Genomic DNA, 25,194 nt, shown 5'->3' with positions numbered 1-25,194 from the left:
AACGTCATGAACGAAGAACGGAAAATCATGGTGGAAGAAGTAGACAGCGTCGAAAAGCCGCCCAAGGCGAAGGTCGATGATGCGGTTGAGCCGGTCATGGCCCCCTCGCCTTATGAGGCGGAAAGCGATGCGGCAAAGCTCAATCGCAAGCGCGATTATCTCGAAGGGTTTCTCGCGCAGCAGCCAGCGGAAGATGCTGCAGGAGAGCCGGGCGGCGATCTTTACGAAGCGGTCGTCGGCACGCTCAAGGAAATTTATGATCCGGAGATTCCGGTGAACATTTACGATCTCGGCCTGATCTACGGCGTCGAAATCACGCCGGACAATCATGCCATTGTGACCATGACCCTGACAACGCCGCATTGCCCGGTCGCGGAATCGATGCCGGGCGAAATCGAGCTGCAGGTCGGCAGCGTGCCGGGCGTGGGCCATGCCGAAGTCAATCTGGTCTGGGACCCGCCATGGGATCCAGGCAAGATGAGTGATGAAGCGAAACTCGAACTGGGGATGCTGTGACGGATTTGCTGACCCTGACCATTGTGCGCGCAGACTATGCGAATCCGGCGCATGCGCGGGATATCGTTAAGATGTTGCGCAGCTATGCGATGGATCCGATGGGTGGCGGTGAAGATCTGTCGCCGCAGGTGCAGGCCAACCTTGTACCGGGTCTCGCGGCCTCGCCGGCCGCATCGTCGCTGCTTGCCTATGTCGGTGAAGAAGTGGCCGGACTGGCGAATCTGATGACGACTTTTTCCTCTTTTGCCGCAAGGCCGCTGGTGAACATTCATGATATTGTCGTCGCCAAGAACCATCGTGGCACCGGCATTGGCCGCAAGCTGTTTGCCGAGATCGAAAACCATGCGCAGGAAATGGACGCCTGCAAGGTGACTCTGGAAGTGCTGGAAGGCAATAACGCCGCCCGCAAATTATATGCGTCACTGGGCTATGGCGACTATCAACTGGACCCGGCCATGGGAAAAGCGCTGTTCTGGCAGAAAAGGCTTGAGAGATGACTGACACAACCACAAAAACCCGGGAAATTCCGGCCGCGATCATTCTCACGCCGGCGGCGGAAGAACGTATCGCCAATCTGATGGCGAAAGCGCCTGACGATGCGATTGGCGTCAAGCTCTCGACCCCCCGCCGGGGCTGTTCGGGCCTCGCCTATTCGGTCGACTATGTGACCGAGGAAGTGGCGCTCGATGAAAAGATCGTCACCCCCGGCGGTGTCTTCTATGTCGACGGGGCCAGCGTGCTCTATCTGATCGGCAGCACGATGGACTGGCAGGAGGACGACTTCACCGCCGGCTTCGTGTTCGACAACCCAAATGCCAAGGGCGCCTGCGGTTGCGGAGAAAGCTTTACGGTTTGAGCGGTCGTTATCGGGGTATCTGAAACCGGACCGAACTGCGCCAAAACGACGCAATGGGATTGCCGTCAGAATCCAGCGCTGGATGGAACTTGCTGCGCTTCATCAGGGACTTGCAGACAGCATCGTCAAACTCCTGAGGCCGGGTGGACTGCTGTATGTGGCACTGCGTGGCCTTGCCTTCCGTGTCGACACTCAGCCGAAATTCCACAATTCCTTGCCGCCCCTGCCACAGCATCTTCATCGGATAGTCTTTTGGCCGGACCCACCTTGCCGGCGTGTCAACTGGCTGGACCCATCTGCTGAGGTTCCTGTGTTTGTCGACATCGATTCCCCAATGAGTCAGCAACTCGTCGATACATTTGGAAAAGGCCGCGAAGGGTTTGCCTAGCGCTCCGGTTTGCAAATAAACCGGAGCCTTGTGAGGGTGGTCGACCAGCAGATATTCTGCTGCCGCGTAACGCCGGGATTCGATATTCCCGTAGATGACCGGTTTGTTGCCCGGCTTCCACTTGTCGAGCGCTTCCTGCTCCTCCGCTGTGGGTGCAGCGATCCGGATCCTGTCGAGAATGATCAGGGCGGGCATGTCGGACATGGTTCCGGACATATATCGAATTTTTTGCAGGCCTTCATGTGCACCGAACCGGATCTTGATGTCCCGGCGGTTTCGGCTGACCTTCACCGGCTCACCAGCCAGTGTCAGGCGGAATTCCTCCCCGGGGCCATAGCGGGACATGACCACCACGACCTTGTCCCTGTCCTTGCCAAAGGAGCGGATCAGTTTGCAGCTGTCATCCTCATATCGCAGAACCCATTGTGAAGATGGTTCCAGATAAATCGGCTCCCTGACCGCGCTGGCCGGTTGCGACCAGAGCAGCATGGCGAGAGCGGCAAGGATCAGTTTTCGGAAATATATGCCCATCCCGATATCATAGTTGAGTCATCTATTCGCGCAAGCGATCAGGCCGTATTTGTCTGGCGGAAAGGGATTTGTGGTCTGAATGAACCATTTGGACCTGCCACCCGACTATGGTCATAGAGCCAAGCAAGAGGTGCCGATATGACGGTCCACAAATTTGATCTTCAGAGCGCGGACTACATGCGCAATCCGTTTCCGACGCTTGCGGCGATGCGCGCGGCGGGTCCGGTGATCCGGCTCAAGGTGCCGCTGATGGGCAAGGTCTGGTGTGCAACCACCCATGAAGCAGTCGGTAATTTTCTCAAGGCTGCCGACAGGTTTGCCAGCGATGGCCGCAATGTCGAGGGCAATCACAGCGCCATTCCGCGCTGGATGCCGAAAAACATGAAATTGCTCGCCGAGAACATGCTGCTGTTGGATGATCCCGATCACCGGCGGTTGCGCAAACTGGTCGATGCGCCATTTCTTGCTCGCAATATCGACGCCTGGCGTCCGGATGTGGCGCGAATTGCCGATGAACTGCTGGATCAGATGGAGCGAGACGGAAATCCGGATATTGTCAGCGGATTTGCCCGAGCTCTGCCCCTGCGGGTCATTTCCGAGTTACTTGGGCTCGCCGGCGGTGATCAGCGCGAACAGTTTCTCACCTGGACCGACAAGATGACCCGTTCCTTGGGCATCTGGATGATCATTCAGACGATTCCTGCGCTCGGAAAGATGATGCGCTACATCCGCGGCGAAATTGCCGCGGCGCGGGCTGGTGAGCGGGAAGGACTGCTGGTGGACCTGGTGCGTGCGGAAGCAGACGGCATGCAGATGACCGAGGACGAACTGGTCGCGATGGTGGCCATCCTGTTTGTCGCCGGGCACGAAACCACAACTCACTTGATCTCGACCGGCCTCGCCACGCTGCTGGACTGTCCGGACCAGCTCGCAATACTCAAAACCGACGGGTCGCTCATGCCACAGGCGGTAGAGGAATTGCACCGGCTCAACTGTCCGGTGCAGATGACGAAACCCCGGGTGGTGCGCCATGACATGGACTATTTCGGACAGCCTCTGAAACGTGGTGACCGGATCATCGCCAGCCTTGCGGCGGCCAATGCCGATCCGGTGATGTTCCCGGAGCCCGAGCGGTTCGATATCCACCGCGACAATGCCGCCCGCCACGCCGGTTTCGGCGGCGGCATACATCTCTGCCTGGGGTTGCACCTCGCGCGCGCCGAGGGCCAGATCGCGCTGGAAAGGCTATTCGCGCGCTGGCCGGATCTGCAGATCACGCAGGCCTATAATGACCGCGAGTGGATCAGGCGGATCGGCATCCATGGCTATCGCCGGTTGCCAGTGGATTTCGGTCTGCAGCATAAGAGGGCGGCTTAGGTTTTCGGCCAGCGACCAGGCCGAATTTGTCTGCTGTGCGCACTGTCGGGGCGGACCCGCAATCAGAATACCGATGATCCACAGGAAATGTGTCGCGGGGCCGACCGGATCTCCATGCGGCCGTGTCGCTGGTCCATTCCGATGGTCAGACCGCGGCGGCACCCCCGGTCTGTCATGATCAGCCGTGCAGAAATGTTGGCCCGGGCAGCGACCCGATTGCCCGCATGGTCAACCCGGGGAATCCAGAAGGCATGGGACAGGAGCTGATCGCACAGCAGCGTTGCGAATTCGTCAGGCACGCTGTCGCCGCGGGTGGAGCAGGAATGGGTCCGGCCATGTTCCGAGATTTCCAGTTCGATTCGGAAGTCTGTTTCCCCCGTGTCGAAACCATTCAGGGTCCGGATCTCGCTATTGTGAATCCAGCCGTCCATATTAATCGGCATTGTCCCGCCAAAATCTGACAGATAGTCTTGCGAAGAGCGTTTGGGCCAGGCCAGTTTGATTGACTGTTTGCGGACCAGTTTGTGCTGGTCTCGCCGCAAATCCTGTTGCCAGCTGATGGCCAGTTGCAATCGGCTGCACATTTCCGCACCGATGGCAGAATCCCTTTTCTGAAAGCGCGGCGTGCAACTTTCCACTGCGCCGGCTTCGTCGAGTGACAGCTTGAACAGCGCCTCGCGTCTTGGCGGCTCTGCAAGCCCAAGGCTTTCAACCGTTTGCATGTCGACAACCACGTTATGCATGGTTCCGCTCTGGGAGGGATGGTCATCCTGATGCGCGACGGCCGCCATATGCCATGCAAACAAAAGAGACAAAATGCCGGATCGAATGTACATGAGATCAGCTTAGCCAGCCGACCGGGCTTGTCAAAACCCTCCGCTTCAAAAGTCCGTTTCCGTCAAATAACCGGTATAGAAATCATTGTCCGCGCGGAAATTGATGAAGGACATGCCGATGGTCAGATCCAGCCCGACCACATAGTGCCACCAGCCCACCGGGAGGAACAGCGCTTCGCCCGGCCCGAGATCGCATTCCCACAATTTCGGGGCCTGTTCGCCCAGCATCGCCAGTTCGTCGGGGCTCGTCCACTGGCTGTAGCAATGCTTGTGGTTGCGCATCCAGGCGCTGTCATAGGGCGCGATCATCGTCACCCGCTTGCGGCCGACAATCTGGAGCAGCAAATTGTTGGTGAGGTCATGGTGAAAGGGTGTGATCGTACCCTTTGGCCCCATCCAGAAAAAGCCGTCATTGGCGCCGGTCGGTTTCAGCAGGCTGATCTCGCCGACATCATCCCATAACGGCGCCAGTGCCTGTTTGTTGACCGTGTCATTATTGGCGGTGATGTAGAAATCATTGCTGCTGTCGGTGCGGCGCAGCGCGGCGACAAAATCCGCGAAAGTCACATTGCGCTTCAGTTCGTTGCTGGCAATTTCATAGTCCGCGCGGGACTGGCGCTGCCCCTGCAGCTCGATCATCGTACTGCCCATCTTGCCGGCGAGAAAATCCAGCGACCATTTCTCCATCGCTGGCCAGTGATCGACCAGACCTGTGAGTTTGACCGGCATGTTGCGATGATAATATTTCGCAAAAAATTCCTCGGGATCGATTGTGTCGACCACCGGAATCTCGGTCGCATCCCCGGCTTCCGAACGGCGCAGCCGACGATAGATGTCGAGTGTCCAGTCGCGCTTCTTCACCTGATTGCCGAGCCGCTTGCCGGCGGCGAACAGCGGATCCTTCATCGCCCGCGCCGCTTCGTAGCTGGCGGCTTTCTCACTATATCCGGCGGCAACAAACCGGGCGGCCAGCTGATCCAGCGGGCACCCTTCCATCAGCGCCTGCGCCAGCACCTCGCGCTTGCCGGGTTTGGCATTGGGTTTCGTTTTGGCGGTCATGGACCTGTCGTATCAGGGAGAGGTTGCAGAATAAAGAACAGAGCAAGGTGGCCTGGCAACCTGGCAAATGCAAAAGGGCGCAGGGATTTCTCCCCGCGCCCTCCTTTTTATCCGGCCGTCAGGACGGTGACCTAGTCACCGGACAGTTTGACGAGATCGTTCATCAAGCCTTCGGTACCGTTGGTCACCGTCAGCTTGTCGACCTTGCCGGCGATGCTTTCCAGAGCTTCGAGCTCCTTCAGCCGCAACATGACCGGGTTGTCGGCCATCACCTTCGCGGTGTTCAGAAGCGAGCGCGTCGCGTTCGTTTCTTCCCGCCGCTTGATGACGTTCGCCTCTGCCGCCTTCTGGGCAGAAACAACCTGGTTCAGGATGTCCCGCATTTCGCCCGGCAGGATCACGTCCTTGAGCGTAATGTCGGTGACTTCCAGACCAATGGCCGCCATGTCGGACCGCACCTTCGTTGCGGCTTCGGCATCGACCGTCACTTGGCTTTCAAGGATTTGGTCAAGCGTCATCGCGCCCAGCGTCTTCCGGAACGCATATTGCAGCGCCCGGTACAGCGCATCGGTGAAGTCCTTCACTTCGGTCACAGCCTTGACCGGATCGACGACCCGGTATTCGGCTGCGACGTTGATCCGCAGCGTGACCCGGTCCCTGGTCAAAAGCTCCTGGCCGGTCACGTCAAGCGGCTGCCGCGTCAGATCCACGATCTTCACGGCGACCTTCTGACCGACCATCCAGTAGCCAGTGACACCCGGCGTCAGCTCACCGGTCATCCGGCCATCGACCGTCACCAGACCAACCTGACCCTTGTCGACTTCGACAATCCGGACCTGGCTGAGCAGGCTGGCGACACCGGCTTTCATCAGCCGCTGCAGCAAGGCCGGTGCGATCACCGGATCCTGTTCCAGCGCGATGACGTCCGCCTTCCACGGTCCGGCATCGGTCCAGACGGTGAGCTTGCTATCCGGTGAGAGGACAGAATGAATCCGTCCGTCGCATTCGATGACAGCAATCTCGTCGCTTCCGGTCCGATACTGGGTCAGCTGCGCTTCGGCCTGATCCGCCGCTTTTTCAAAAAGCGCCTTTTCATAGACCGAGACAAAAGCTGCGCTGTTCAGCGCTATCCGCTCGATCCGCACCTGGTTCCGGCGGTTCGGCAGAACATGCTCGCCCGCTCCCAGGATACCGCGCACCTCGCCCTTGTAGAACCAGATCGCCCGTTCGTTTTCATTGATGGTCACGCGGGTGCGGCCCATCAGCTTGTCAATCAAATACAACATCATACTCACCTTCAAGTATCAGCTCACGCCAATCTCCTTTCATTTGTCCCGCACCGGAATTGGTGCAGGTTGTTCCCCGTCACGGGGTTCCCGCGATCAAAAAGATCCGGGGACCGGTGGCATGCCGCCTGGCGGACCCGGCAAGAGCGGACATGGCAGGCCCCGCGGCGGATCCGACGGGTCCGAAAACCCGTCTTTCTCGGCCACGGTCCGGCGTTGTCTTCAGGACAAATCGAACCAGTTGGCATGGTGGCGGGTGCTTTGCCCCCGGCGTTTGGAAATCCGAAGACTCCCGCCTGCCGCAGACGCCGCGCCGTTCACATGCCGGTCCCCGAACCCGGTATTTTCTCAAACAGCATTATGAGTGCTGGGTTGGTTTTTGAGGCCAACGTTGGAGCAGGAATCGAACCTGCGACATCAAGATTAACAGTCTTGTGCTCTACCAATTGAGCTATCCATGGTGGTCAGACGGGGATCGAACCCGCTACCTCCGGGCGTGATGCCCGGCGCTCTCCCAATGAGCTACAAACCCTGTGGTACCAAACCAAAGACAAAGCAGCATCCGTACATGCCGGTATCAGAGACACCGCATGCGGGCGGGTTTCATGAAACCCAAACCGTTGACGTCCGCCCCATCCATCGATCGGGGAGGCGGGCCATTGGTGACTCGCTTCCGGTTTGGCAATGGGGAGGGGCGGTGTTTGCGATGAAGCGGGGGATGTGAGCGGCAGGTGGTTTCATTTGATACTATTTGGCGGCGTCGGAACACCGGGCGTGAGCGGGTGGCTACACCGAGATGGCCTCCGACGCATTGCCCAAAAAATGGTGAGCCATGGCTGGCGCGACGCGCAAGGCTTTGAAGAGGTCAGACAGATAGTTATGTTTCGGAAGGCTTTGCGAAACGAATACTTTGTGATTTAATCAAATTAGTAGTATCGGAAAAATTGTTTTAATATAAGCCCTTACAGTCGGCTTTGCAAAATATCGGAGGCAAGATCTAATCTTATCATTAAACGAATCACCAAATCACCGGATATTAGAACAATAGAATTCTCAGTTGAAGTAGATACAAATACAGAATTAGTTGACTATTTTTCCGACCCGTGTGAATACAATTTAACCAAAAGGGGGGGCGAAAATGAAACCTGTACATGGGCTGTCTTTATTTGTGTTGCCACTTACCAGCGCATGTTCCACGTTAAGTTTTGCGCCCCCATCGGTTGAATCACACTACCGAACGACTGCTTCCGGCGTCGATTGTGCCCCTCGCCTAATCAAGACCATCGGAAAAAAGCCTGGGCAGAAAGCCAACCAAGCGACTAGCACTGAAAATCATATTCCTATTCCGCAAGACACCGTCGACGGTGCTCGACAACTAACCGATAACTTCATTTTTGCTTATCGCTGTGCAGCAAAAGGTGCCGCAAATGGACGCCAGTCATTTGAATTTCCGGCTTTGATAGCCGCTATAGGTGCTCCGGCAGTCGCTGCACTCGATGGCAACCCAGACGCAACGGTGGCGGCGGGAATCACAAGCGCTGCCCTGTCTGCTGGCAACGGATATTATGGACCTCAACAAAAAGCCAATATACTTTTGAGTGGTGTTGATGCCCTAACATGCATCAAAACTGTAGCAGTTGGTATCGATCCATTGTCGGTCAAAGTAGGTGAAATGCTGACGGGTAATGGCAACTCTGAGGCGCAGAACACCAAATTGCTCAATGATTCTGCTAATGGCAAATCAACGATTGAGATCCCTTACTCAGTTCAATATTTTGATTTGATTTATTCTGCGTTGTTGAACGTAGATCGCGTTGTTGCACATCGGCTAAATAATGAAATTGTTTACGATGCTGCAGGTGTTATTGCACAAGTGAAGGAGCTCAAAAGGGAAGAACAAGAGGGTGCGTCTGATGGCGAAGAAATCGCCGGTGAGATGGACGAAACCAAATTTATGCTTTCCGGAACTCAGACTGTTACCAAAACTCAACTTAAGCGTGCAGTCATCAAGATAAATTCATTGCCAACCAAACTTCAAGAATGTGTGGTTCGCGCGAAAATATAGGTCACGTATTAGCAAGCCAGAAGTGAGCAGCTTGATCGGTCCATTCAATAGAGGGTCGACGCATTCATCGACGACCCCCTACCTGTCCTTAGGCTTGCGAAATTTAAATGCTATACCTTCCCGGTCAGTTCCGGAACCGCGTCGAACAGATCCGCGACCAGGCCGATATCGGCGATCTGGAAGATCGGGGCGTCTTCGTCCTTGTTGATCGCGACGATCGTCTTGGAGTCCTTCATGCCCGCGAGATGCTGGATCGCGCCGGAGATGCCGATGGCGATATAGACTTCGGGTGCGACGATCTTGCCGGTCTGGCCGACCTGATAGTCGTTCGGGACATAGCCTGCGTCGACGGCGGCACGCGAAGCACCGATGCCGGCACCGAGCTTGTCGGCGAGCGGGGTGATGACTTCCTCGAACTTTTCGCTGGAACCCAGAGCACGGCCACCGGAAACGATGATCTTGGCGCTGGTCAGTTCGGGCCGTTCGGACTTGGCAATTTCCTCGCTGACGAAGGTCGACAGTCCGGATTCGCCGGCGCCGGTGACGCCTTCGACCGCCGCGCTGCCGCCTTCGGCTGCGGCCTTGTCAAATGCGGTGCCGCGGACGGTGATGACCTTCTTCGCATCGCTTGACTGTACCGTGGCAATCGCGTTGCCGGCATAGATCGGGCGCGTGAAGGTATTTTCATCTTCAACCGAAAGAATGTCGCTGATCTGCATCACGTCGAGCAGGGCGGCGACGCGCGGGGCGATGTTCTTGCCGGTGGTGGTGGCGGGCGCGAGGAATGCGTCATGGCTTTCCATCAGGCTGGCAACCAGCGGCGCGACATTTTCAGCCAGCTGGTTGGCGAGCGATGCGTCATCGGCGAGATGCACGGTGCTGACGCCGTCAACCTTCGCGGCCTGGTCCGCCACGGCTGCACAGCCGGAACCACAGACCAGCGCGTGGACTTCACCCAGTTTCGATGCCGCCGTGACAACCGCCAGCGTGGCATCTTTCATTTCGGCATTGTCATGTTCTACATATACGAGCGTTTTCATTTAGATAGCTCCTGCTGCTTTGAGTTTTGCGACCAGCGCATCGACGTCCTCGACCTTTTCCCCGGCCTGGCGAACCGGCGGTTCGCTGACATTGGTGGTGGTCAGGCGCGGCGCGGTGTCGACGCCATAATCGGCAGGTGTCTTTTCATCGAGCGGCTTTTTCTTCGCTTTCATGATGTTGGGCAGCGACGCATAGCGCGGTTCATTGAGCCGCAGGTCGGTGGTGACCACGGCGGGCAGGCTGAGCTTGACCGTCTGCAGGCCACCGTCAATTTCGCGTTTCACTTCAATGGCATCGCCATCGACATCCACGGTATTGGCAAATGTGCCCTGGCCCCAGCCGAGGAGCGCGGCAGTCATCTGTCCGGTCTGGTTGCTGTCGTCATCAATCGCCTGCTTGCCGGTGATGATCAGTTTCGGGGCTTCTTCCTCGGCGATCTTCGCAAGGATCTTGGCGACGGCCAGCGGCTCGACTTCGTCATCGGTCTGGACGAGGATTGCGCGGTCGGCGCCCATGGCGAGGGCAGTCCGCAAGGTTTCCTGCGCCTTGGCCGGGCCAACCGACACGGCGACAATTTCTTCCGCCTTGCCGGCTTCCTTCAGCCGAATCGCTTCTTCGACAGCGATTTCGTCAAAGGGGTTCATCGACATTTTGACATTGGCGAGATCGACGCCACTGCCGTCGGATTTGACCCGCGGTTTCACATTATAGTCAATCACCCGCTTGACGGGCACCAGGATTTTCATTGCTGTTTCCTTTTTTTGATTCTCAATCCTGTTAGCTTACGCTAACGTAAACGTCAATATTTTGTGCTGCGGTGCAGCATTATTGATCTTGATAGTGTCATGCCAGCATTCGCTGGAGTGACGGTAAAACTATGCCGCCTCTTTCACCTGCGCCACGATCTTGCGTGCGGCGTCACCCAGATCATCGGCGGGAACGATCGGCAGGCCGCTATTGGCGAGGATTTCCTTGCCCTTCGCGACATTCGTGCCTTCCAGCCGGACGACCAGCGGAACGTCGAGTTCAACTTCCTTCGCAGCAATCACAATGCCCTCGGCAATCACGTCACATTTCATGATTCCGCCAAAGATATTCACCAAAATGCCTTCGACCGCGTCATCCGCCAGGATGATCTTGAAAGCAGCCGTGACTTTTTCCGTTGTCGCGCCACCGCCGACATCCAGGAAGTTGGCCGGGAAGGCGCCATTGAGCTTGATGATGTCCATCGTCGCCATGGCGAGGCCGGCACCGTTGACCATACAGCCGATATTGCCGTCCAGCTTGATATAGGCGAGATCATGCTTGCTGGCTTCGACTTCGGCCGGATCTTCTTCGGTTTCGTCGCGCAGGGCGGCGAGGTCCGGGTGACGCATCAGCGCATTGCCGTCAAAGCTCATCTTGGTGTCGAGCACCAGCAGTTGCTCATCTTTGGTGACAACCAGCGGATTGATTTCGAGCATTTCGCAATCCATCGCCATGAAAGCCTCGTACAATTTCTTGCCGAGCTTCTGGGCCTGCTTGTTGAGATCACCGGTCAGCTGCAGGGCGAAGGCGACCGAGCGTCCATGGTGCGGCATGAAGCCCTGGGCCGGGTCGATCGTGATCGTGCGGATCTTTTCCGGCGCGCTGTGGGCGACTTCCTCGATATCCATGCCGCCTTCGGTCGACACGACCATCGCCACGCGGCCCGACGCGCGGTCGACCAGCATGGAGAGATAGAATTCCTTGTCGATGTCGACGCCGTCGGTGACATAGAGCCGGTTGACCTGCTTGCCGGCATCACCGGTCTGGATCGTGACCAGCGTATTGCCGAGCATTTCTTCCGCATTGGCGCGGACTTCCTCGACCGACTGGGCGAGACGCACACCGCCCTTGGCGTCCGGGCCGAGCTCGGCGAATTTTCCCTTGCCGCGGCCGCCAGCATGAATCTGGGCTTTCACTACGTAAAGCGGTCCGGGGAGTTTTTCGGCGGCGGCGACCGCCTCTTCCACGGAGAGAGCGGCATGGCCGGCGGGTACGGCAATGCCGTGTTTGGCAAGCAGATCCTTGCCCTGATATTCATGGATGTTCATGAGAGAGAGGCGCAGCCTTTCATTGGGTTTGAAGTGAGTCTCTTTGCGACGGCTAAAGCACAGTCAGATACCTATTTCCACCCCGATTTGAGATAATTCTTGCCTATATACACCGCTCTGCAATGCTGGTTTCCCGTTCACGGCACAGATCGCTGCCAGCATGGAGGAGATTATATCATGTCACCGGCAAAGCGCCCTGCCCTGCTGGCGGTGCTTCTCCTCTTCGCATCGGCCAGCGCGCCGGCCCTTGCGGCGGAGGAGAAAGTCATCGACCAGTTAGAAACCTTTGGTCAATTTCTGGCAGATTTCCGCAAGGAAAAGTCCATTCGGGCGCTCACCGCTGTCATTGTGAAAGACGGCAAAATCCGCTGGGAACAGGCGCTCGGCACCTCTGATGACGAGGGCGATATTCCGGCGACCATGGATACCACGTTCAGCATTGCGTCGGTCACCAAACCGATCGCCGCCACCGCGATCATCCGGGAATCGCTTGCGGACCGCGTGTCGCGGGACCTGCCTTTGTCGGCTCATGCGGGATGGGAAGGTTTTTGCGCCTGGTTCGCCGGTTCGGGAATTCCCTTTGGCGGCGGAGGTGTCGACAGCGACAGTACCCCGATCGCATCGGTTCGCTGTGACCCCGCACCGCGGCTGAGCGAGATTCTCAACATGCGCGCCAATGGGGATCCGGATGGCAATTTTGTCTACAACCCGATGGCCTATGCGCGGATAGACCGCGCGATTACGGCCGGTGGCGGCAGGGCACTGCGCGATATCCTGCGCGACAATGTCCTGACGCCGGCGGGCATGAGCGATGTCGCGCTGGGCTGGCAGGATCCCGAAGGCGGCTCCGCGCTGCGCCTGCTCGCCCCGCCCTTTACGGTTCGCGAGGACGGGTCCGATGAAAAGGCCTCTTTTGCCGATGACGACCTGCGCGCCGCCGCCGGCATTATCGCGAGTGCGCGCCATGTCGCGCAATTTGACATGGCGCTGGATCGCGGAGACCTGTTGCCGGAAGCCTGGACGAACCGGATCACCAAGGGCGCTCTGCCGCCTGCGAAGGGCGATTATCGCTGGGGCTGGTTTGTGCAAGACTGGAACGGTCACCGTCTGGTCTGGCATTCGGGTTGGGAGCCCGAGCGCTATTCCGCCATCTATCTGAAGGTTCCAGGGAAGCGGTTGTCGCTGATTGTTCTGGCCAATAATGAAAATCTCTGGTGGAGCAATCCGCTGACCGGTGCGGCTGTTGAAGGCAGCCCGGTCGCCGCCAGATTTCTCGAACTGTTTGTCGGCGAAGACTGAGACCGGGAAAGCGCGCCGTCAGAGTCGTTTGCGCATCGCGCAGCGCCGGTCGATCGGCAACCCTTCCGCAGCCTCCCGCTCCAGCACCTGCTGCAATCGCGGCGAAATTTCGTCCGCATGGAGCGTCTGATAGCCGAGCCTGTGATAAAATTGTTCGTTGAACACGACGTCGCGAAATGTGGTGAGCGTGAGGTCCCGCAAGCCGGCTTCCCGGGCATGGGCTTCCGCCACTTCCATCAGTCGCCGTCCGAGCCCGTGCCCCTGCTCGGCATGGTGGACCGACACTTCCCAGACATGCAGCGTATCTCCGAAAACTTCCGTGATCAGGAACGCCACCGGCCGGTTGCGGCTTTCCGCCGCTACCCAGACCAGCCCCTTTTCCATCCAGTCGAGATGTTCTTCTGCCGACCAGACCTCGTCATCCGCCACCCATTCGAGGTCCTGTTGCGTGCGAAAGGCGGCACCAGCCGATATTTCGATATCGGGGAGAAGGGGGGCGTCCTCTTCGCTCGCACGCCGGATGATCCATTCTTCGGCCATGGCCTGGCTCCGCTCCTTTCGCCCTGGCAAGGCGGGTGGCTATTCCTTCGAACGAGCCAGTTCGATGGCGTCCAATATCACCTGCCGGGCCTCTTCGGCATCACCCCATTTGCCGACCCGCACCCATTTTTCCGCCTCGAGATCCTTGTAATGGGTGAAGAAATGCTCGATCTGCTGCATCACGATTTCGGGCAGGTCATTGCCCTCGCCGATTTTCCGGTAATAGGGAAAGGTCGCATCAATCGGGACGCAGAGCAGCTTTTCGTCGCCGCCATGCTCATCCTCGAGGTTCAATACCGCGATCGGCCGGCAGCGGACGACACAGCCTGGCATGAACGGCGAGCGAGCGACGACCAGCGCATCCAGTGGATCACCGTCGGGGGACAGGGTGTGGGGCACGAAGCCATAATTGGCGGGATAGCGCATCGGCGTGTGCAGGATGCGGTCGACGAACAGCGCGCCGCTGTCCTTGTCAAATTCATATTTTACCGGTTCCCCGCCGACCGGGACCTCGATGATGACGTTGAGGCTTTCCGGCGGATTATCGCCAATAGCAATCTTGCTGATGTCCATGGTTGAACCTGTCCTTATCTGGTTTTTGGCTTGAGCAGCCGGTCTATTCCCCCTTCAGTCCTGTCATCCTGTCCCGGTATTTTTTGCAGATGCGGATAGCGAAGCCCTCCGGAATAATCGACCAGAAAATTGCTGTACTGGTCATCATATTTCGCAAATATCTCGATCGGGCCCGGTTTGTCGCGGTTTTCCTCGACCGCGAGGCGCAGCGCCTCGGCACTGTAGGCCTTGCCGTTGACGGCGGATATGCTCAGTCCCGCCTTGAGTCCCGCGCGAAAGGCCGGGCTGTTCCAGATCACCGACGTGACGACGCCCTTGTTGCTGACAACCAGTCCGATCGAGTGGCTGAGATCCATCTGTTTGCGGCGCTTGTCATTGGCCGCAATATAGGGCGTCTGCTGGTCGGTATAGACCAGCTGATAGCCACCGAGTGTCAGCCCTTCCTTGGGCGCCTCGTTGCTCACCGCGTAAACCCGCTCGCGAACAAAGCTTTCCCAGTCCCAGGGTTGAACCTCCTGCAGCGCGGCGATCACGTCCGCTTCGGTATAGGTGACAACGCCATAATCGCCATTGCGGCCCTTGAAAAACTGCCGTGCGAAATCGTCGAGAGATTTTGTGCCGTCCGATTCACGGCGAATAATGCCGTCCGCCTCCAGCCAGATCAGCAGGCCCTCGTTATAATAGTCCTCCGACCGCTGCCAGCTGGACCAGGGTTTGGGCTTCCGGGCGGCGATGATCGGATCATGAGTGGTATCGATCAGCGGGCGCCATTCGCGGCCGACCCGCCGGTCCATATTGGCGGCAATCGCGGCAAAGGCATCGAGCGTGTCCTGTTTCGAATACATGCCCGACCGCGCGCCGAGCACATAGCCCCAGAACTGGGTCTGGCCTTCATAGACCCAGAGCAGGCTGTCCCGCATGGGTTGCCGGAAATCGGGTGTCCACATGGCGGCGGGCCGCCGGAATTTGCCATTCCAGCTGTGAACGACCTCATGCGGCAGCAGGTTGCGGCGTCCCGGTCCCTTGTCCCATTCGGTGAAATATTCGCGGTTCACCGCATTTTCGGACGACCGGTGATGTTCGATCCCGATGCCGCCCATTTCCTCGGTCAAAGCCAGCAGGAAATCATAGCGGTCGAAGGGGCGGCTGCCGAACAGCGCCTGCGCCTCACGGACCAGTTTTGTATGGGCGGCGAGATGGGATCGCTTGACCCGCAGGAACTTGCCCGCATCCGCCACGACATTGAGATGCGTCCGCCGGGTCAGCCGGAACGTGCGGAAATGCGCGCCCGCAAAAACCGGGCTGTCAATCAGCGTGTCATAGTCGGTCTTGCGGTAGACGACATATCCGTCTTCCTTTTCACCATTGGGCCGCATGGCGCTGGCCGCTTGCCACCCGTCCGGATATTTGGCGCGCGCCTCCACCGCAATCTGGCGGACATAATGACCAGCAGGATAGAGCGAGACCTGATGCCAGCGCAGGTTCAGCATCGAGGGCGCCATGACGATCCGGCCATGGCTCGGGCTGGTAGCAGAGACAAACTGGAACCGGGCGGTGATTTCCGACACGCCCTCCGGCACGGTTACATGAAAGGCATAGACATCGACATCATCGCGAATCCACTCAAGCGTTTGCCCGTTTGCCGCGAATTCGAGCCCGGCCAGTTTTTCAATTTCCCCGCGTGGCGCGTGGTTTCCGGGCAGCCATTCCGGATAAAGCAATGTCAGCCGCCCCGCTTTTGCAACAGGAATCACCTGTTCGACGCGGAATATGCCCTGTTTGTTGTCGGTTGCGTCGACACTCAGGCGCATCGTACCGGGATAGGGCACATCCTGTGGCGCCGGGATCGTCGAATCCGGGGCAGCCCAGACCGGTTTGCTGAGATTGTCCGGCATCGCCGGTTCGGCATGGACCGCATCAGGGCTGGATATGGAAGACAGAAAGAGCAGGCCCGCGGCAAGGCCCAGTGGTGCGATCACGCGCATTTGCAGACAATCCCCTGATAACATGCGGCTCCCCGGATAGGTAAGCCGCTCTCGTGAATGGCGGTTTTTCCCCGCTGCGTCCAGAGCGATGCGACAAAATAAGCCCACTTCCGCTTTTGGCATTCAGCCGCTAAAGCGCCCGAAGGACAAAGGATATTATGGCAAAAGTGCAAACCCCGCAGCCGGTGCGCGGCACCCAGGACATATTTGGCGAGGACCAGGAACGGTTTCGCCATGTTGTCGACACGTTCGAACGCGTGCGGCGGCTTTATGGATTCAAGGGCGTGGAAATGCCGGTTTTCGAACCGACGGCGGTGTTCGCCCGATCGCTCGGCGAGACCACAGATGTGGTGTCGAAGGAGATGTACAGTTTCGAGGATCGCGGCGGGGACAGCCTGACCCTGCGCCCGGAATTTACCGCCGGTCTTTCGCGCGCGTTTCTGACCAATGGCTGGCAGCAACATGTCCCGCTGAAATTGTCGACCCACGGTCCGCTGTTCCGTTACGAACGCCCGCAAAAGGGGCGATACCGCCAGTTTCACCAGCTCGATGCCGAGATTATCGGGGCAGGGGAAGCCTCTGCGGATGTCGAACTGCTCTGCTTTGCCGATCAGCTGCTCCGGCAGCTGGGCATAGATGATGGCGTGACTTTGCAACTCAATACGCTTGGCGATGCCGAAAGCCGGGACGCCTGGCGTGATGCGCTGGTCGAGCATTTCCGGGCGCACGAAAAAGAGCTTTCCGAAGACAGCCGGGACCGGCTCGAACGCAATCCTCTGCGCATTCTCGACAGCAAGGAACGCCAGGACCGACCGATTGCTGACAGCGCGCCGGATATCGATGCTTATCTGTCGGGCGAGGCGAAAGAGTTTTTTGCGCAAGTCACCGAAGGCCTCGATGCTTGCGGGGTGAAATGGGAACGCAACAGCCGGCTGGTGCGCGGGCTCGACTATTATCGCCATACCGCATTTGAATTTGTCACCGACCGGCTGGGCGCGCAGGGGACGGTGCTGGCCGGTGGCCGCTATGACGGTCTGATCGAGGCGCTGGGCGGCAATGCGATGCCGGCCGTCGGATGGGCCGCGGGGATCGAGCGGCTGGCCATGCTGGTTGAAGGCGTCGAGCCGGACCGGCCGGAGCTGGCAGTTCTGCCAATGGGCGATGAGGCCATGACAAAGGCGCTTTCGGTTGCCAGCGAGTTGCGCGGCGCCCAGTTTTCCGCGGAAATTTTCGGCAGCGGAAAGTTCAGGAAGCGCATGACCCGGGCTAATCAGGCCGGGGCGCTGGCTGTGGTCATCATCGGCGAAGACGAGCTGGCTTCGGGCAAGGTGCAGTTCAAGAATCTGGCGACCGGGGAGCAATCCGCGCTGGATATCGCCGAAGTGATCGAAAACATGTGGGATCTGCGTTTTTCCGAAGATCTCGGCGCACTGGGTTCGGACATTGAAGCGCTCGAACAGGATGTGGCGAAACTGGGAGAGAGTGAGTGACGGCCTCCTCTCTCGATTGTCATTCCCGCGCAAGCGGGAATCCATTTCCTCCGCTTGCCGCCAGAGGATTCACGCGAAGACGCGAAGATGCCAAGACTGAGCATAACTTCTTCGTGCCTTCGCGTCTTCGCGTGAGTCACCGGAAATGGATCCCCGCTTGCGCGGGAATGACGGCGGCGGGTAAGGTTCGATGACCACCATCACTCCTGAGCGGATTGCCCAGATCGAGGCGCGCTTTGCCGAATTGCAGGCGATGATGGCGTCTGGCGAACTGGACGGGGACCGGTTTGTCGAGATCTCCAAGGAATATGCCGAGATCGAGCCAGTCGCTGCGGCCGCCGCGACAGTCCAGAGCCTGCGTGACGAACAGGCCGGACTGGACGAGATGCTGGCCGGAGACGATGCCGAAATGAAGGCGATGGCGGCGGATGAAGTGGATGGCGTGAAAAAGGCGCTGGAGGAAGCGGAGCGCGCGCTGGCGCTGAAACTGTTGCCGCGCGATTCGGCGGATGACCGGCCGGCTATGCTCGAAATCCGCGCCGGAACCGGCGGCGACGAAGCGGCGCTTTTTGCCGGTGACCTCTACCGCATGTACACGCGCTATGCCGAATTGCAGGGGTGGAAAGTCGAGATGATCTCGGCCAATTCTTCCGAAGTCGGCGGGTTCAAGGAAGTGGTTGCCAATATCAGCGGCAAGGGCGTGTTCGCAAAATTCAAGTTCGAATCCGGTGTCCACCGGGTGCAGCGCGTGCCGGAGACCGAAAGCGGCGGCCGCATCCATACCTCCGCCGCCACAGTGGCGATTCTGCCCGAACCGGAAGAGGTCGATATCGATATCCGCACCGAGGATCTGCGCATCGATACCTATCGCGCCAGCGGCGCCGGCGGGCAGCATGTCAACAAGACCGACAGTGCGATTCGCATCACCCATCTGCCGACCGGGCTGGTCGTCCAGTGTCAGGACGGCAAGTCCCAGCACAAGAACAAGGCGCAGGCGCTCAAGGTTCTGGGTGCGCGGCTGTACGAACGCGAACGCGAACTGGTCGCGGGCGAGGAAGCCGAAGCGCGCAAGTCGATGGTCGGATCCGGCGATCGTTCCGAACGCATCCGCACATATAATTATCCGCAAGGGCGGGTAACCGATCACCGGATCAACCTGACGCTGCACAAGCTGCCGGAAATTGTCGAAGGCGGAGCCCTTGGCGAATTGATAGACGCGCTGATTGCCGAGGATGAGGCCAGCCGACTGGCCAATCTGGATGGCTGACGCCGCGTCCGGTTTGCGCGCTGCAGCGCAGGCGCTGGAGGACCTGTCTGACACGCCGCGCCTCGATGCGGAACTGCTCATGGCCCATGCCCTCGGCATCACGCGGGAGGCGCTGCTGCTCGATCTTCCGTGCCTCCCCGAACCGGACGGTTTTGCCACCCTGCTCGAACGCCGGATCGCACGAGAGCCGGTGGCGCATATCATCGGGGAAAAGGAATTCTGGGGCCTGTCTTTTCGCGTATCCGGCGATGTGCTTATCCCGCGTCCCGACAGCGAATTGCTCATCGAAGCGGCAGTCCGCATCGGTGCGCAGCGCCCGCCCGCGCAAATTCTGGACCTGGGCACCGGCAGCGGCGCGCTGTTGCTGTCTGCGCTGTCGGAATTTCCGGATGCGCGGGGTGTGGGCGTGGACGCGAGCGCAGCGGCGCTGGGCGTCGCGCACAGTAACGCTGATCATCTGGGACTGTCGAACCGGGTGCAGTTTCAGCTGCTCGACTGGACCGAACCCGGCTGGCAGGACCCGTTGCCGGCACCGTTTGACCTGATTCTCGCCAATCCGCCCTATGTGTCCACCGCAGCGGAGCTGTCGGCGGAAGTTCAGGAATTTGAGCCGCATGAGGCACTGTTTGCGGGGCCGGAAGGGCTGGATGATTACCGGATTCTGTTGCCTGGCCTTGGCAATCTGCTGGGCCCGGATGGTCACATATTGCTGGAAATTGGCTATGATCAGGCAGACAAGCTTTCCCAACTCGCTGAATCACATGGGTTTTTGGCGGAATGTCTCCAGGATCTGGGTGGAAATGACCGGTTGCTGATACTGACACTTGCCTCCGGCTGACAAAATTTGCTTGGAATTGCCTTTTGAAGCGGCTAAGCATGGCGAAGGCCCAGATGATTTCTGGCACATTCCCAAAATCTCTGGCCCGCTCCCATATTGATAATATTGCTGATGTCCGGCAAAATTTGTCTCTCCATGGGTGGCTGCGGATCATCTGTTCCGCAGCGGGGAATCCGCGTGTTGCGGACCAGGAACAGGAAGACCGAGTATTTTAACGGTAAAAGGACACCCAGGATTTGATGAATAATCGTCAGGCTGGCCGCCGTCGTGGCCGGAACAACAACAATAACCGCAACAACAACCGGGGCGGTGGCGGAATCGACCGGGAAAACCGGATCGACAACCGGGCGCGTGGCAATGCGGCGCAGATGCTCGACAAATACAAGAAGATGGCCCAGGACGCCCAGGTCAATGGCGACCGCGTCAACGCGGAATATTATCATCAGTTTGCCGACCACTATTTCCGGGTCAATGCGGACAGTCAGGCGCGCCGGGAAGAGCAGCGCCTCGCCCGCGAAGAAGCCCGCGGCAACAACGCGGATCGCAAGGATTCCGGAGATGAGGACGATCAGGATCGCCGTCAGTCCCGTGGTCGCTCGCAACGCGATAACCGCAAGCCGGAAGGCCAGAAAGAGGATGTAACAGCCTCCGAAGAACCGGCCGAAGAGAAAAAACCGGTGCGCAGCCGCCGGCCGCGCAAGGCTGCCAATGGTGACGCGTCGGAAGGCAATGGCGAAGCCAATGGACTGGACGCCAGTGCCTTGCCGCCCGCAATTTCCGTGGACAGCGATGATTCTGACGCCGCCGAAGCGGTGGAAGAAGAGCCGGCCGAAAAGCCGGTGCGCAAGCGCCGGGCGGTCAAGCCGAAGGCGGAAGAGGGCGACGCCGCCTGACCAGGTCGTCAGGCGATTTCTATAACGCTTGTTGCAGCCAGTCCGGCAGATCCAGATCTGCCAGATCGTCAATCCGCCGATGCTCGACCGACAGGCCGAGCTCGGGCCAGGCTTTGCGCTGACGTTTTGTGTCGGCCTTCTCGAGTGGCACCACCACGATCCGCCGATTGATTTTCTGCCGGTAATTCATCCGTGCGGTATTTTCCTGGCCAACATAGCAGCCCTTTTCGAAACTGACGCCGTTCAGTTCCGCGGCATTGCATTCCAGCCACAGCGTTTTTTCGCTGCCCAGTTCAGCTTCACCCTCGGCCACGCCGAGAGACAGCCGATGGCGCCGCCAGTCAGCATCCGCACCTGTTTCCGGATCAGTGGCACTGGCTTCCAGCCAGCGATGGCCAAGTGCATCGAGCCGGGGATCATGCGGCTTGTCGGGCGCGTCCAACGCCCAGTGCACGGCCAGATTGTCTTCCGCCGCAATAGTGATCTTGCGGCGCAGGCGATAGAGCTTCAGCCGCTTGATCAGCGAGTCCCTTGCCGAAGCCTCGCAATCGATCAAAATGTCCTCGCCATCGGCCCAGAGGAGGAAATCGAACAGCAGCTTTCCCTGCGCGGACAGCAGGGCGGACCATTGCGGAGCATCTGCCCGGACCGCCGCCACGTCCTGCGTGACCAGCCCCTGGAGAAACTCCCGCATATCCTCTTCCGGATCATCGGTGGACAAACGGATCAGCGCGCGGTCAATAAGTCTGGTCTCGGTCATGGGGTTTAGGTAGGGATGATCGGGCAAAATACCAAGCTGAATGAGAATGACGTGAGCACAGCCGACAATCTGACCATCCGCCGCCCCGATGACTGGCATGTCCATTTGCGTGATGGCGACATGTTGCAGGCCGTCGCGCAATATACCGCGCGCCAGTTTGCCCGGGCGATTGTCATGCCCAATCTGTCACCGCCGGTGATCACCGCGGCGGCGGGCGCCGCCTATCGCGACCGGATCATGGCGGCGCTGCCCGAGGGCTGTGATTTCGAACCGCTGATGACCAGTTATCTGACCGACACGACTGATGCTGATGATCTGGCGCAGGGGTTTGCGGACGGGATCTTCACGGCGGCCAAGCTCTATCCGGCCAATGCCACGACCAACAGCGCGCATGGCGTGACCGACGTTGCGAATCTGCATGCCGTTCTGGAGCGGATGCAAAAGATCGGCATGCCGCTGCTCGTCCACGGCGAAGTCACCGATAGCGAAATCGACATTTTCGACCGCGAGGCGGTCTTCATCGAGAGGATATTGTCGGGTCTCGCGCGGGATCTGCCGGAGCTGAAAATCGTGTTCGAGCATATCACCACATCGGACGCCGTGGATTTTGTGATGGCATCCGGCCCCCATGTCGCGGCGACGATCACGCCGCAGCATCTGCATATCAATCGCAACGCGATTTTTGCCGGCGGGATCCGTCCGCATGCCTATTGTCTGCCGGTGGCGAAGCGGGAGCAGCACCGGCTGGCGCTGCGCCGTGCAGCGACCTCCGGTTCGCCGAAATTTTTCCTCGGTACCGACACCGCCCCGCACGAAGTGGCCGCCAAGGAGACCGCTTGCGGTTGTGCGGGTATTTTCAACGCGCCCTATGCGCTGGAAAGCTATGCGACGGTGTTTGAAGAGGAAGACGCGCTCGACCGGCTGGAGGGCTTTGCGTCGGAACATGGTCCGGACTTCTACGGCCTGCCCCGCAATGAGGGCACGGTCACGCTCGAGCGTCAGCCGGTTGACGTTCCGGAAAATATTGCGGCAGGCGGTACGGGAATCGTGCCTTTTCATGCCGGCGAACAGCTCGGCTGGCGCTTTGCTGGCTGATCAGACGGTTGCAGCTGGCTTGCGGCCGGGGGCATTGCGCCAGGCATCGGCGGAAAAAATCGCGAGGCTGATCCAGATCAGGCCAAAGCAGATCATGTGCGATGTTGTCAGCGGTTCGTTGTAGACAAATACCCCAATCAGGAACTGCATGATCGGTGCGACATATTGCAGCAGGCCCATGGTGGTCAGGCTGACCGTCCGGACGGCCGCCGCGAACAACAACAAGGGGATTGCCGTGACCGCTGCACCGCCGATCAGCAACAGATCGATCGGCCAGGACTGGCCAAAGCCGATTCCTTCCGGGCTCATCGACAGCCAGATCAGCCAGGCCAGGAACAGCGGAAAGAGCAACCCGGTTTCCACCGTCAGACCGACCATCGGGCCGACAGGCGTCACCTTGCGGATCAGGCCGTAAAGTCCCCAGGATCCGGCGAGCAGGAGACTGATCCACAATGTCTGCCAGGCCTCGACGGCCAGCACTGATACGCCAGCAGCGGCAACCGCGACGGCGATCCACTGATTGCGGGTGAGTTTCTCCTTGAGCACGAGGCTGCCGAGGAACACGATCAGCAGCGGACTGATGAAATAGCCGAGACTGGCCGCAAGGACATGGTCCTCCTGCACCGCCCAGACATAGATGGACCAGTTGGCCGCTATGAAAAAGGCGCTCAGGAACAGATATCCGAGAATTTTGGGGTCTGCGAGGGCGGCCTTGAGTCCGGAGATGTTTTTCCTGAACCAGAGAATCAGCAACAGCAGCGGCACCAGCCAGATGGCACGGTGGGCGACGACTTCGAGCGGCGGAATGACCTGCAGCAATTTGAAATAGATGGGCATGACACCCCAGAAGGTGCAGGCAATCAAGGCCTGGACGAGGCCCAGAGGGCTGTCGCTTTGCTGTTGTGTCATGCCAACGCGATTAGGCCTGCGCTGCGGCCGGGGCAATGATTAACTGCCGTTCGGGCAGCAACCGATTCTTTTGCCGGAAACAGCCAGTCTATCGCGCGGTCCGCTTGTGGCGCGGCCCGCGCCAAAAGTCAGATGATACCGCCGCCGATCCACAGCCGGAATGCACAGATGCCCATCACGATGATGCAGAAATACATGCCGCTGGACTTGCTGGAAATGAGGCCGAACAACGCGCCAACGCCCGCAATGGGCAGGATTAGCCAGTTGGTCCAGCCCAGCAGGGGAACCAGTCCGACAAAAGCCAGAACAAGCGCGATGCCGCCGATGAGTATGGATATAATATTCGCCATAACTGTATTATAGGCATAGAGCAGTGTGATTTCAAGTCTTTATGCACGGACCCTCTGTCGCTATGCCACTGGTTTGAAGGGAAATTCACATGCCTGACATTGCAGATATCCGGCTGGAAACAGAACGGCTGATCTTGCGTCCGCCCAGCGCGGAGGATTTTGACGCATGGGCGGCGTTTCAGTCGGATGCGGACACCATGACCTATATTGGCGGAGCCAAGAGCCGGTCCGCTTCCTGGCGGGACCTGTGCGGCATGGTCGGCGCCTGGCATGTTCGGGGCTTTGCGATGTTTTCGCTGATTCTCAAGGATAGCGGCCAATGGATTGGCCGGATCGGTCCGTGGCAGCCGGAAGGCTGGCCGGGCACCGAAGTCGGCTGGGGTGTGGCGCCCTCTCATGCCGGAAAGGGCTATGCGCTCGAGGCGGCGGTGGCCTCGATGAACTATGTCGTCGACGAGCTCGGCTGGAGCGATATCTGCCATACGATTGATCCGGCGAACACGGCTTCGATCCGCCTCGCCGAGAGACTGGGTTCAACCAATCGGGGTCCCACCCGGTTACCCGATCCTTATCAGGATGCGAGGGTTGACGACTGGGGACAGTCGCGCGAACAGTGGATGGAGAACCGCAGGAAATTTGGACGGGGGAGCTGATCATGACGGATGCCACAGGCGGAGAGCAGGACGGAAAACTGTTTCTCGATCCGACACGGGAGAGTTTCGACGCGTTCAAGGCCCTGCCCCGGGACGTGCCGATCAACATGCTCAACCTGCTGCGCTTCCACGAACAGGCGCAATATCCCGAGGATCATCCCAATGCCGACCACGGCTGGAGCGGGGAACGGGCCTATGCCGAATATGGCAAGACCAGCGGCCCGATTTTCCAGCGGGTCGGCGGCACCATCATCTGGCGCGGAAAAATGGAAGCCATGGTGATTGGACCGCAGGAAAAATTCTGGGACAGTTCATTTATCGCGCGCTACCCGAATAGCGCGGCATTCATGGAGATGATCAGCGATCCGGATTATAAAAAAGCCGTGGTCAACCGCCAGGCAGCGGTTCTGACATCGCGGCTGATAAGGTTCGGAGAACTGGAAGGTGCGGACGGCTTTGGCTGAGAATCCCGATCTGGCACAGCCGGTTAACAAAATCTCTCCGGTTTAACC

At 58.9% G+C, this 25,194-nt stretch carries 26 protein-coding genes and 1 tRNA gene; 13 read left to right on the top strand and 14 right to left on the bottom strand.

Annotated elements, in window-relative coordinates; genetic code table 11:
- The first annotated feature begins 6 nt into the window (after positions 1-6).
- From BUQ90_RS02635 to BUQ90_RS02625, 3 genes are read left to right on the top strand one after another with little or no spacing between them, the layout of a single operon-like run.
- Complete coding sequence (locus BUQ90_RS02635) at positions 7-516, top strand: SUF system Fe-S cluster assembly protein (protein ID WP_074203587.1); 510 nt, start codon at positions 7-9, stop codon at positions 514-516.
- Complete coding sequence (locus BUQ90_RS02630) at positions 513-1,013, top strand: GNAT family N-acetyltransferase (protein ID WP_074203586.1); 501 nt, start codon at positions 513-515, stop codon at positions 1,011-1,013. The genes BUQ90_RS02635 and BUQ90_RS02630 overlap by 4 nt, the downstream gene beginning before the upstream one ends.
- A complete protein-coding gene (locus BUQ90_RS02625) occupies positions 1,010-1,372 on the top strand; it encodes a HesB/IscA family protein (RefSeq protein WP_074203585.1) in 363 nt (120 codons plus the stop codon). Before BUQ90_RS02630 ends, BUQ90_RS02625 begins: the two co-directional genes overlap by 4 nt.
- A gap of 7 nt (positions 1,373-1,379) precedes the next feature.
- On the opposite strand, the gene BUQ90_RS02620 is transcribed toward BUQ90_RS02625, so the two are convergent.
- On the bottom strand, positions 1,380-2,291 hold the full coding sequence (locus BUQ90_RS02620; RefSeq protein ID WP_074203584.1) for an energy transducer TonB: 912 nt from the start codon (positions 2,289-2,291) through the stop codon (positions 1,380-1,382).
- Positions 2,292-2,429: 138 nt separating this feature from the next.
- Between BUQ90_RS02620 and BUQ90_RS02615 the strand changes: the two genes are divergently transcribed.
- Positions 2,430-3,668: a cytochrome P450 gene (locus BUQ90_RS02615; protein WP_074203583.1), complete on the top strand. Its 1,239-nt coding sequence runs from the start codon at positions 2,430-2,432 to the stop codon at positions 3,666-3,668.
- Positions 3,669-3,730: 62 nt separating this feature from the next.
- On the opposite strand, the gene BUQ90_RS02610 is transcribed toward BUQ90_RS02615, so the two are convergent.
- From BUQ90_RS02610 to BUQ90_RS02595, 4 genes are all read right to left on the bottom strand, one after another.
- A complete protein-coding gene (locus tag BUQ90_RS02610; protein WP_159437012.1) occupies positions 3,731-4,459 on the bottom strand; it encodes a hypothetical protein in 729 nt (242 codons plus the stop codon).
- Between the two features lie 90 nt (positions 4,460-4,549).
- Positions 4,550-5,563 carry a cupin-like domain-containing protein gene (locus BUQ90_RS02605; protein ID WP_074203581.1) on the bottom strand — a complete coding sequence of 338 codons (1,014 nt, stop codon included), beginning with the start codon at positions 5,561-5,563 and terminating at the stop codon, positions 4,550-4,552.
- 131 nt (positions 5,564-5,694) lie between these two features.
- Complete coding sequence (locus BUQ90_RS02600; protein WP_204244726.1) at positions 5,695-6,849, bottom strand: slipin family protein; 1,155 nt, start codon at positions 6,847-6,849, stop codon at positions 5,695-5,697.
- A 391-nt stretch (positions 6,850-7,240) separates the two neighbouring features.
- Positions 7,241-7,307, bottom strand: a tRNA-Asn gene (locus BUQ90_RS02595).
- Positions 7,308-7,987: 680 nt separating this feature from the next.
- Here BUQ90_RS02595 and BUQ90_RS02580 point away from each other — a divergent pair.
- Positions 7,988-8,914: a hypothetical protein gene (locus BUQ90_RS02580; protein ID WP_143182698.1), complete on the top strand. Its 927-nt coding sequence runs from the start codon at positions 7,988-7,990 to the stop codon at positions 8,912-8,914.
- Between the two features lie 110 nt (positions 8,915-9,024).
- On the opposite strand, the gene BUQ90_RS02575 is transcribed toward BUQ90_RS02580, so the two are convergent.
- The 3 genes from BUQ90_RS02575 to sucC all read right to left on the bottom strand — a co-directional run bounded on the left by BUQ90_RS02575 (position 9,025) and on the right by sucC (position 12,030).
- Positions 9,025-9,954: an electron transfer flavoprotein subunit alpha/FixB family protein gene (locus BUQ90_RS02575; protein WP_074203578.1), complete on the bottom strand. Its 930-nt coding sequence runs from the start codon at positions 9,952-9,954 to the stop codon at positions 9,025-9,027.
- Positions 9,955-10,701, bottom strand: coding sequence for an electron transfer flavoprotein subunit beta/FixA family protein (locus BUQ90_RS02570; RefSeq protein ID WP_074203577.1), 747 nt, complete (start codon positions 10,699-10,701; stop codon positions 9,955-9,957).
- A gap of 129 nt (positions 10,702-10,830) precedes the next feature.
- Entirely contained in the window at positions 10,831-12,030 is a 1,200-nt protein-coding gene (gene sucC, locus BUQ90_RS02565) for an ADP-forming succinate--CoA ligase subunit beta (RefSeq protein WP_074203576.1), read from the bottom strand.
- 177 nt (positions 12,031-12,207) lie between these two features.
- Between sucC and BUQ90_RS02560 the strand changes: the two genes are divergently transcribed.
- On the top strand, positions 12,208-13,329 hold the full coding sequence (locus tag BUQ90_RS02560) for a serine hydrolase domain-containing protein (RefSeq protein WP_074203575.1): 1,122 nt from the start codon (positions 12,208-12,210) through the stop codon (positions 13,327-13,329).
- Positions 13,330-13,347: 18 nt separating this feature from the next.
- On the opposite strand, the gene BUQ90_RS02555 is transcribed toward BUQ90_RS02560, so the two are convergent.
- Genes BUQ90_RS02555 through BUQ90_RS02545 form a run of 3 tightly spaced genes read right to left on the bottom strand, consistent with a single transcriptional unit; the run spans position 13,348 to position 16,451 of the window.
- On the bottom strand, positions 13,348-13,869 hold the full coding sequence (locus BUQ90_RS02555) for a GNAT family N-acetyltransferase (protein ID WP_074203574.1): 522 nt from the start codon (positions 13,867-13,869) through the stop codon (positions 13,348-13,350).
- Between the two features lie 39 nt (positions 13,870-13,908).
- On the bottom strand, positions 13,909-14,442 hold the full coding sequence (gene ppa / locus BUQ90_RS02550; protein ID WP_074203573.1) for an inorganic diphosphatase: 534 nt from the start codon (positions 14,440-14,442) through the stop codon (positions 13,909-13,911).
- A gap of 14 nt (positions 14,443-14,456) precedes the next feature.
- Entirely contained in the window at positions 14,457-16,451 is a 1,995-nt protein-coding gene (locus tag BUQ90_RS02545) for a M61 family metallopeptidase (protein ID WP_239447337.1), read from the bottom strand.
- Between the two features lie 134 nt (positions 16,452-16,585).
- On the opposite strand from BUQ90_RS02545, the gene hisS reads away from it, so the two are divergent.
- The 4 genes from hisS (at position 16,586) to BUQ90_RS02525 (ending at position 20,915) form a co-directional block, all read left to right on the top strand.
- Entirely contained in the window at positions 16,586-17,917 is a 1,332-nt protein-coding gene (gene hisS / locus BUQ90_RS02540; RefSeq protein ID WP_074203571.1) for a histidine--tRNA ligase, read from the top strand.
- Positions 17,918-18,107: 190 nt separating this feature from the next.
- The gene (gene prfA, locus BUQ90_RS02535; protein WP_074203570.1) at positions 18,108-19,184 is read left to right on the top strand and encodes a peptide chain release factor 1; all 1,077 of its coding nucleotides are present in this window, start codon (positions 18,108-18,110) and stop codon (positions 19,182-19,184) included.
- Positions 19,177-20,022 (top strand): peptide chain release factor N(5)-glutamine methyltransferase, encoded by an 846-nt coding sequence (prmC, locus tag BUQ90_RS02530; RefSeq protein WP_074203569.1) that lies wholly within the window; start codon positions 19,177-19,179, stop codon positions 20,020-20,022. Before prfA ends, prmC begins: the two co-directional genes overlap by 8 nt.
- Before the next feature lie 239 nt (positions 20,023-20,261).
- On the top strand, positions 20,262-20,915 hold the full coding sequence (locus BUQ90_RS02525) for a DUF4167 domain-containing protein (RefSeq protein ID WP_204244725.1): 654 nt from the start codon (positions 20,262-20,264) through the stop codon (positions 20,913-20,915).
- 19 nt (positions 20,916-20,934) lie between these two features.
- On the opposite strand, the gene ygfZ is transcribed toward BUQ90_RS02525, so the two are convergent.
- Complete coding sequence (ygfZ, locus tag BUQ90_RS02520) at positions 20,935-21,675, bottom strand: CAF17-like 4Fe-4S cluster assembly/insertion protein YgfZ (protein ID WP_074203567.1); 741 nt, start codon at positions 21,673-21,675, stop codon at positions 20,935-20,937.
- Positions 21,676-21,726: 51 nt separating this feature from the next.
- On the opposite strand from ygfZ, the gene pyrC reads away from it, so the two are divergent.
- Positions 21,727-22,770 carry a dihydroorotase gene (pyrC, locus tag BUQ90_RS02515; protein WP_239447336.1) on the top strand — a complete coding sequence of 348 codons (1,044 nt, stop codon included), beginning with the start codon at positions 21,727-21,729 and terminating at the stop codon, positions 22,768-22,770.
- Here the strand turns inward: pyrC and rarD are convergent, their stop codons facing one another.
- Positions 22,771-23,679: an EamA family transporter RarD gene (rarD, locus tag BUQ90_RS02510; protein WP_074203565.1), complete on the bottom strand. Its 909-nt coding sequence runs from the start codon at positions 23,677-23,679 to the stop codon at positions 22,771-22,773.
- A 128-nt stretch (positions 23,680-23,807) separates the two neighbouring features.
- Positions 23,808-24,029 carry a hypothetical protein gene (locus tag BUQ90_RS02505; RefSeq protein ID WP_074203564.1) on the bottom strand — a complete coding sequence of 74 codons (222 nt, stop codon included), beginning with the start codon at positions 24,027-24,029 and terminating at the stop codon, positions 23,808-23,810.
- An 89-nt stretch (positions 24,030-24,118) separates the two neighbouring features.
- On the opposite strand from BUQ90_RS02505, the gene BUQ90_RS02500 reads away from it, so the two are divergent.
- Both BUQ90_RS02500 and BUQ90_RS02495 read left to right on the top strand, forming a co-directional pair.
- Complete coding sequence (locus tag BUQ90_RS02500) at positions 24,119-24,682, top strand: GNAT family N-acetyltransferase (protein WP_074203563.1); 564 nt, start codon at positions 24,119-24,121, stop codon at positions 24,680-24,682.
- 2 nt (positions 24,683-24,684) lie between these two features.
- On the top strand, positions 24,685-25,146 hold the full coding sequence (locus BUQ90_RS02495; protein ID WP_074203562.1) for a DUF1330 domain-containing protein: 462 nt from the start codon (positions 24,685-24,687) through the stop codon (positions 25,144-25,146).
- The last annotated feature ends 48 nt before the right edge of the window (positions 25,147-25,194 follow it).

Origin of the sequence: Parasphingorhabdus marina DSM 22363 (assembly GCF_900128895.1) — a bacterium.
Classification (GTDB): domain Bacteria; phylum Pseudomonadota; class Alphaproteobacteria; order Sphingomonadales; family Sphingomonadaceae; genus Parasphingorhabdus; species Parasphingorhabdus marina.
This window is presented reverse-complemented; position numbering and strand designations above follow the sequence as displayed.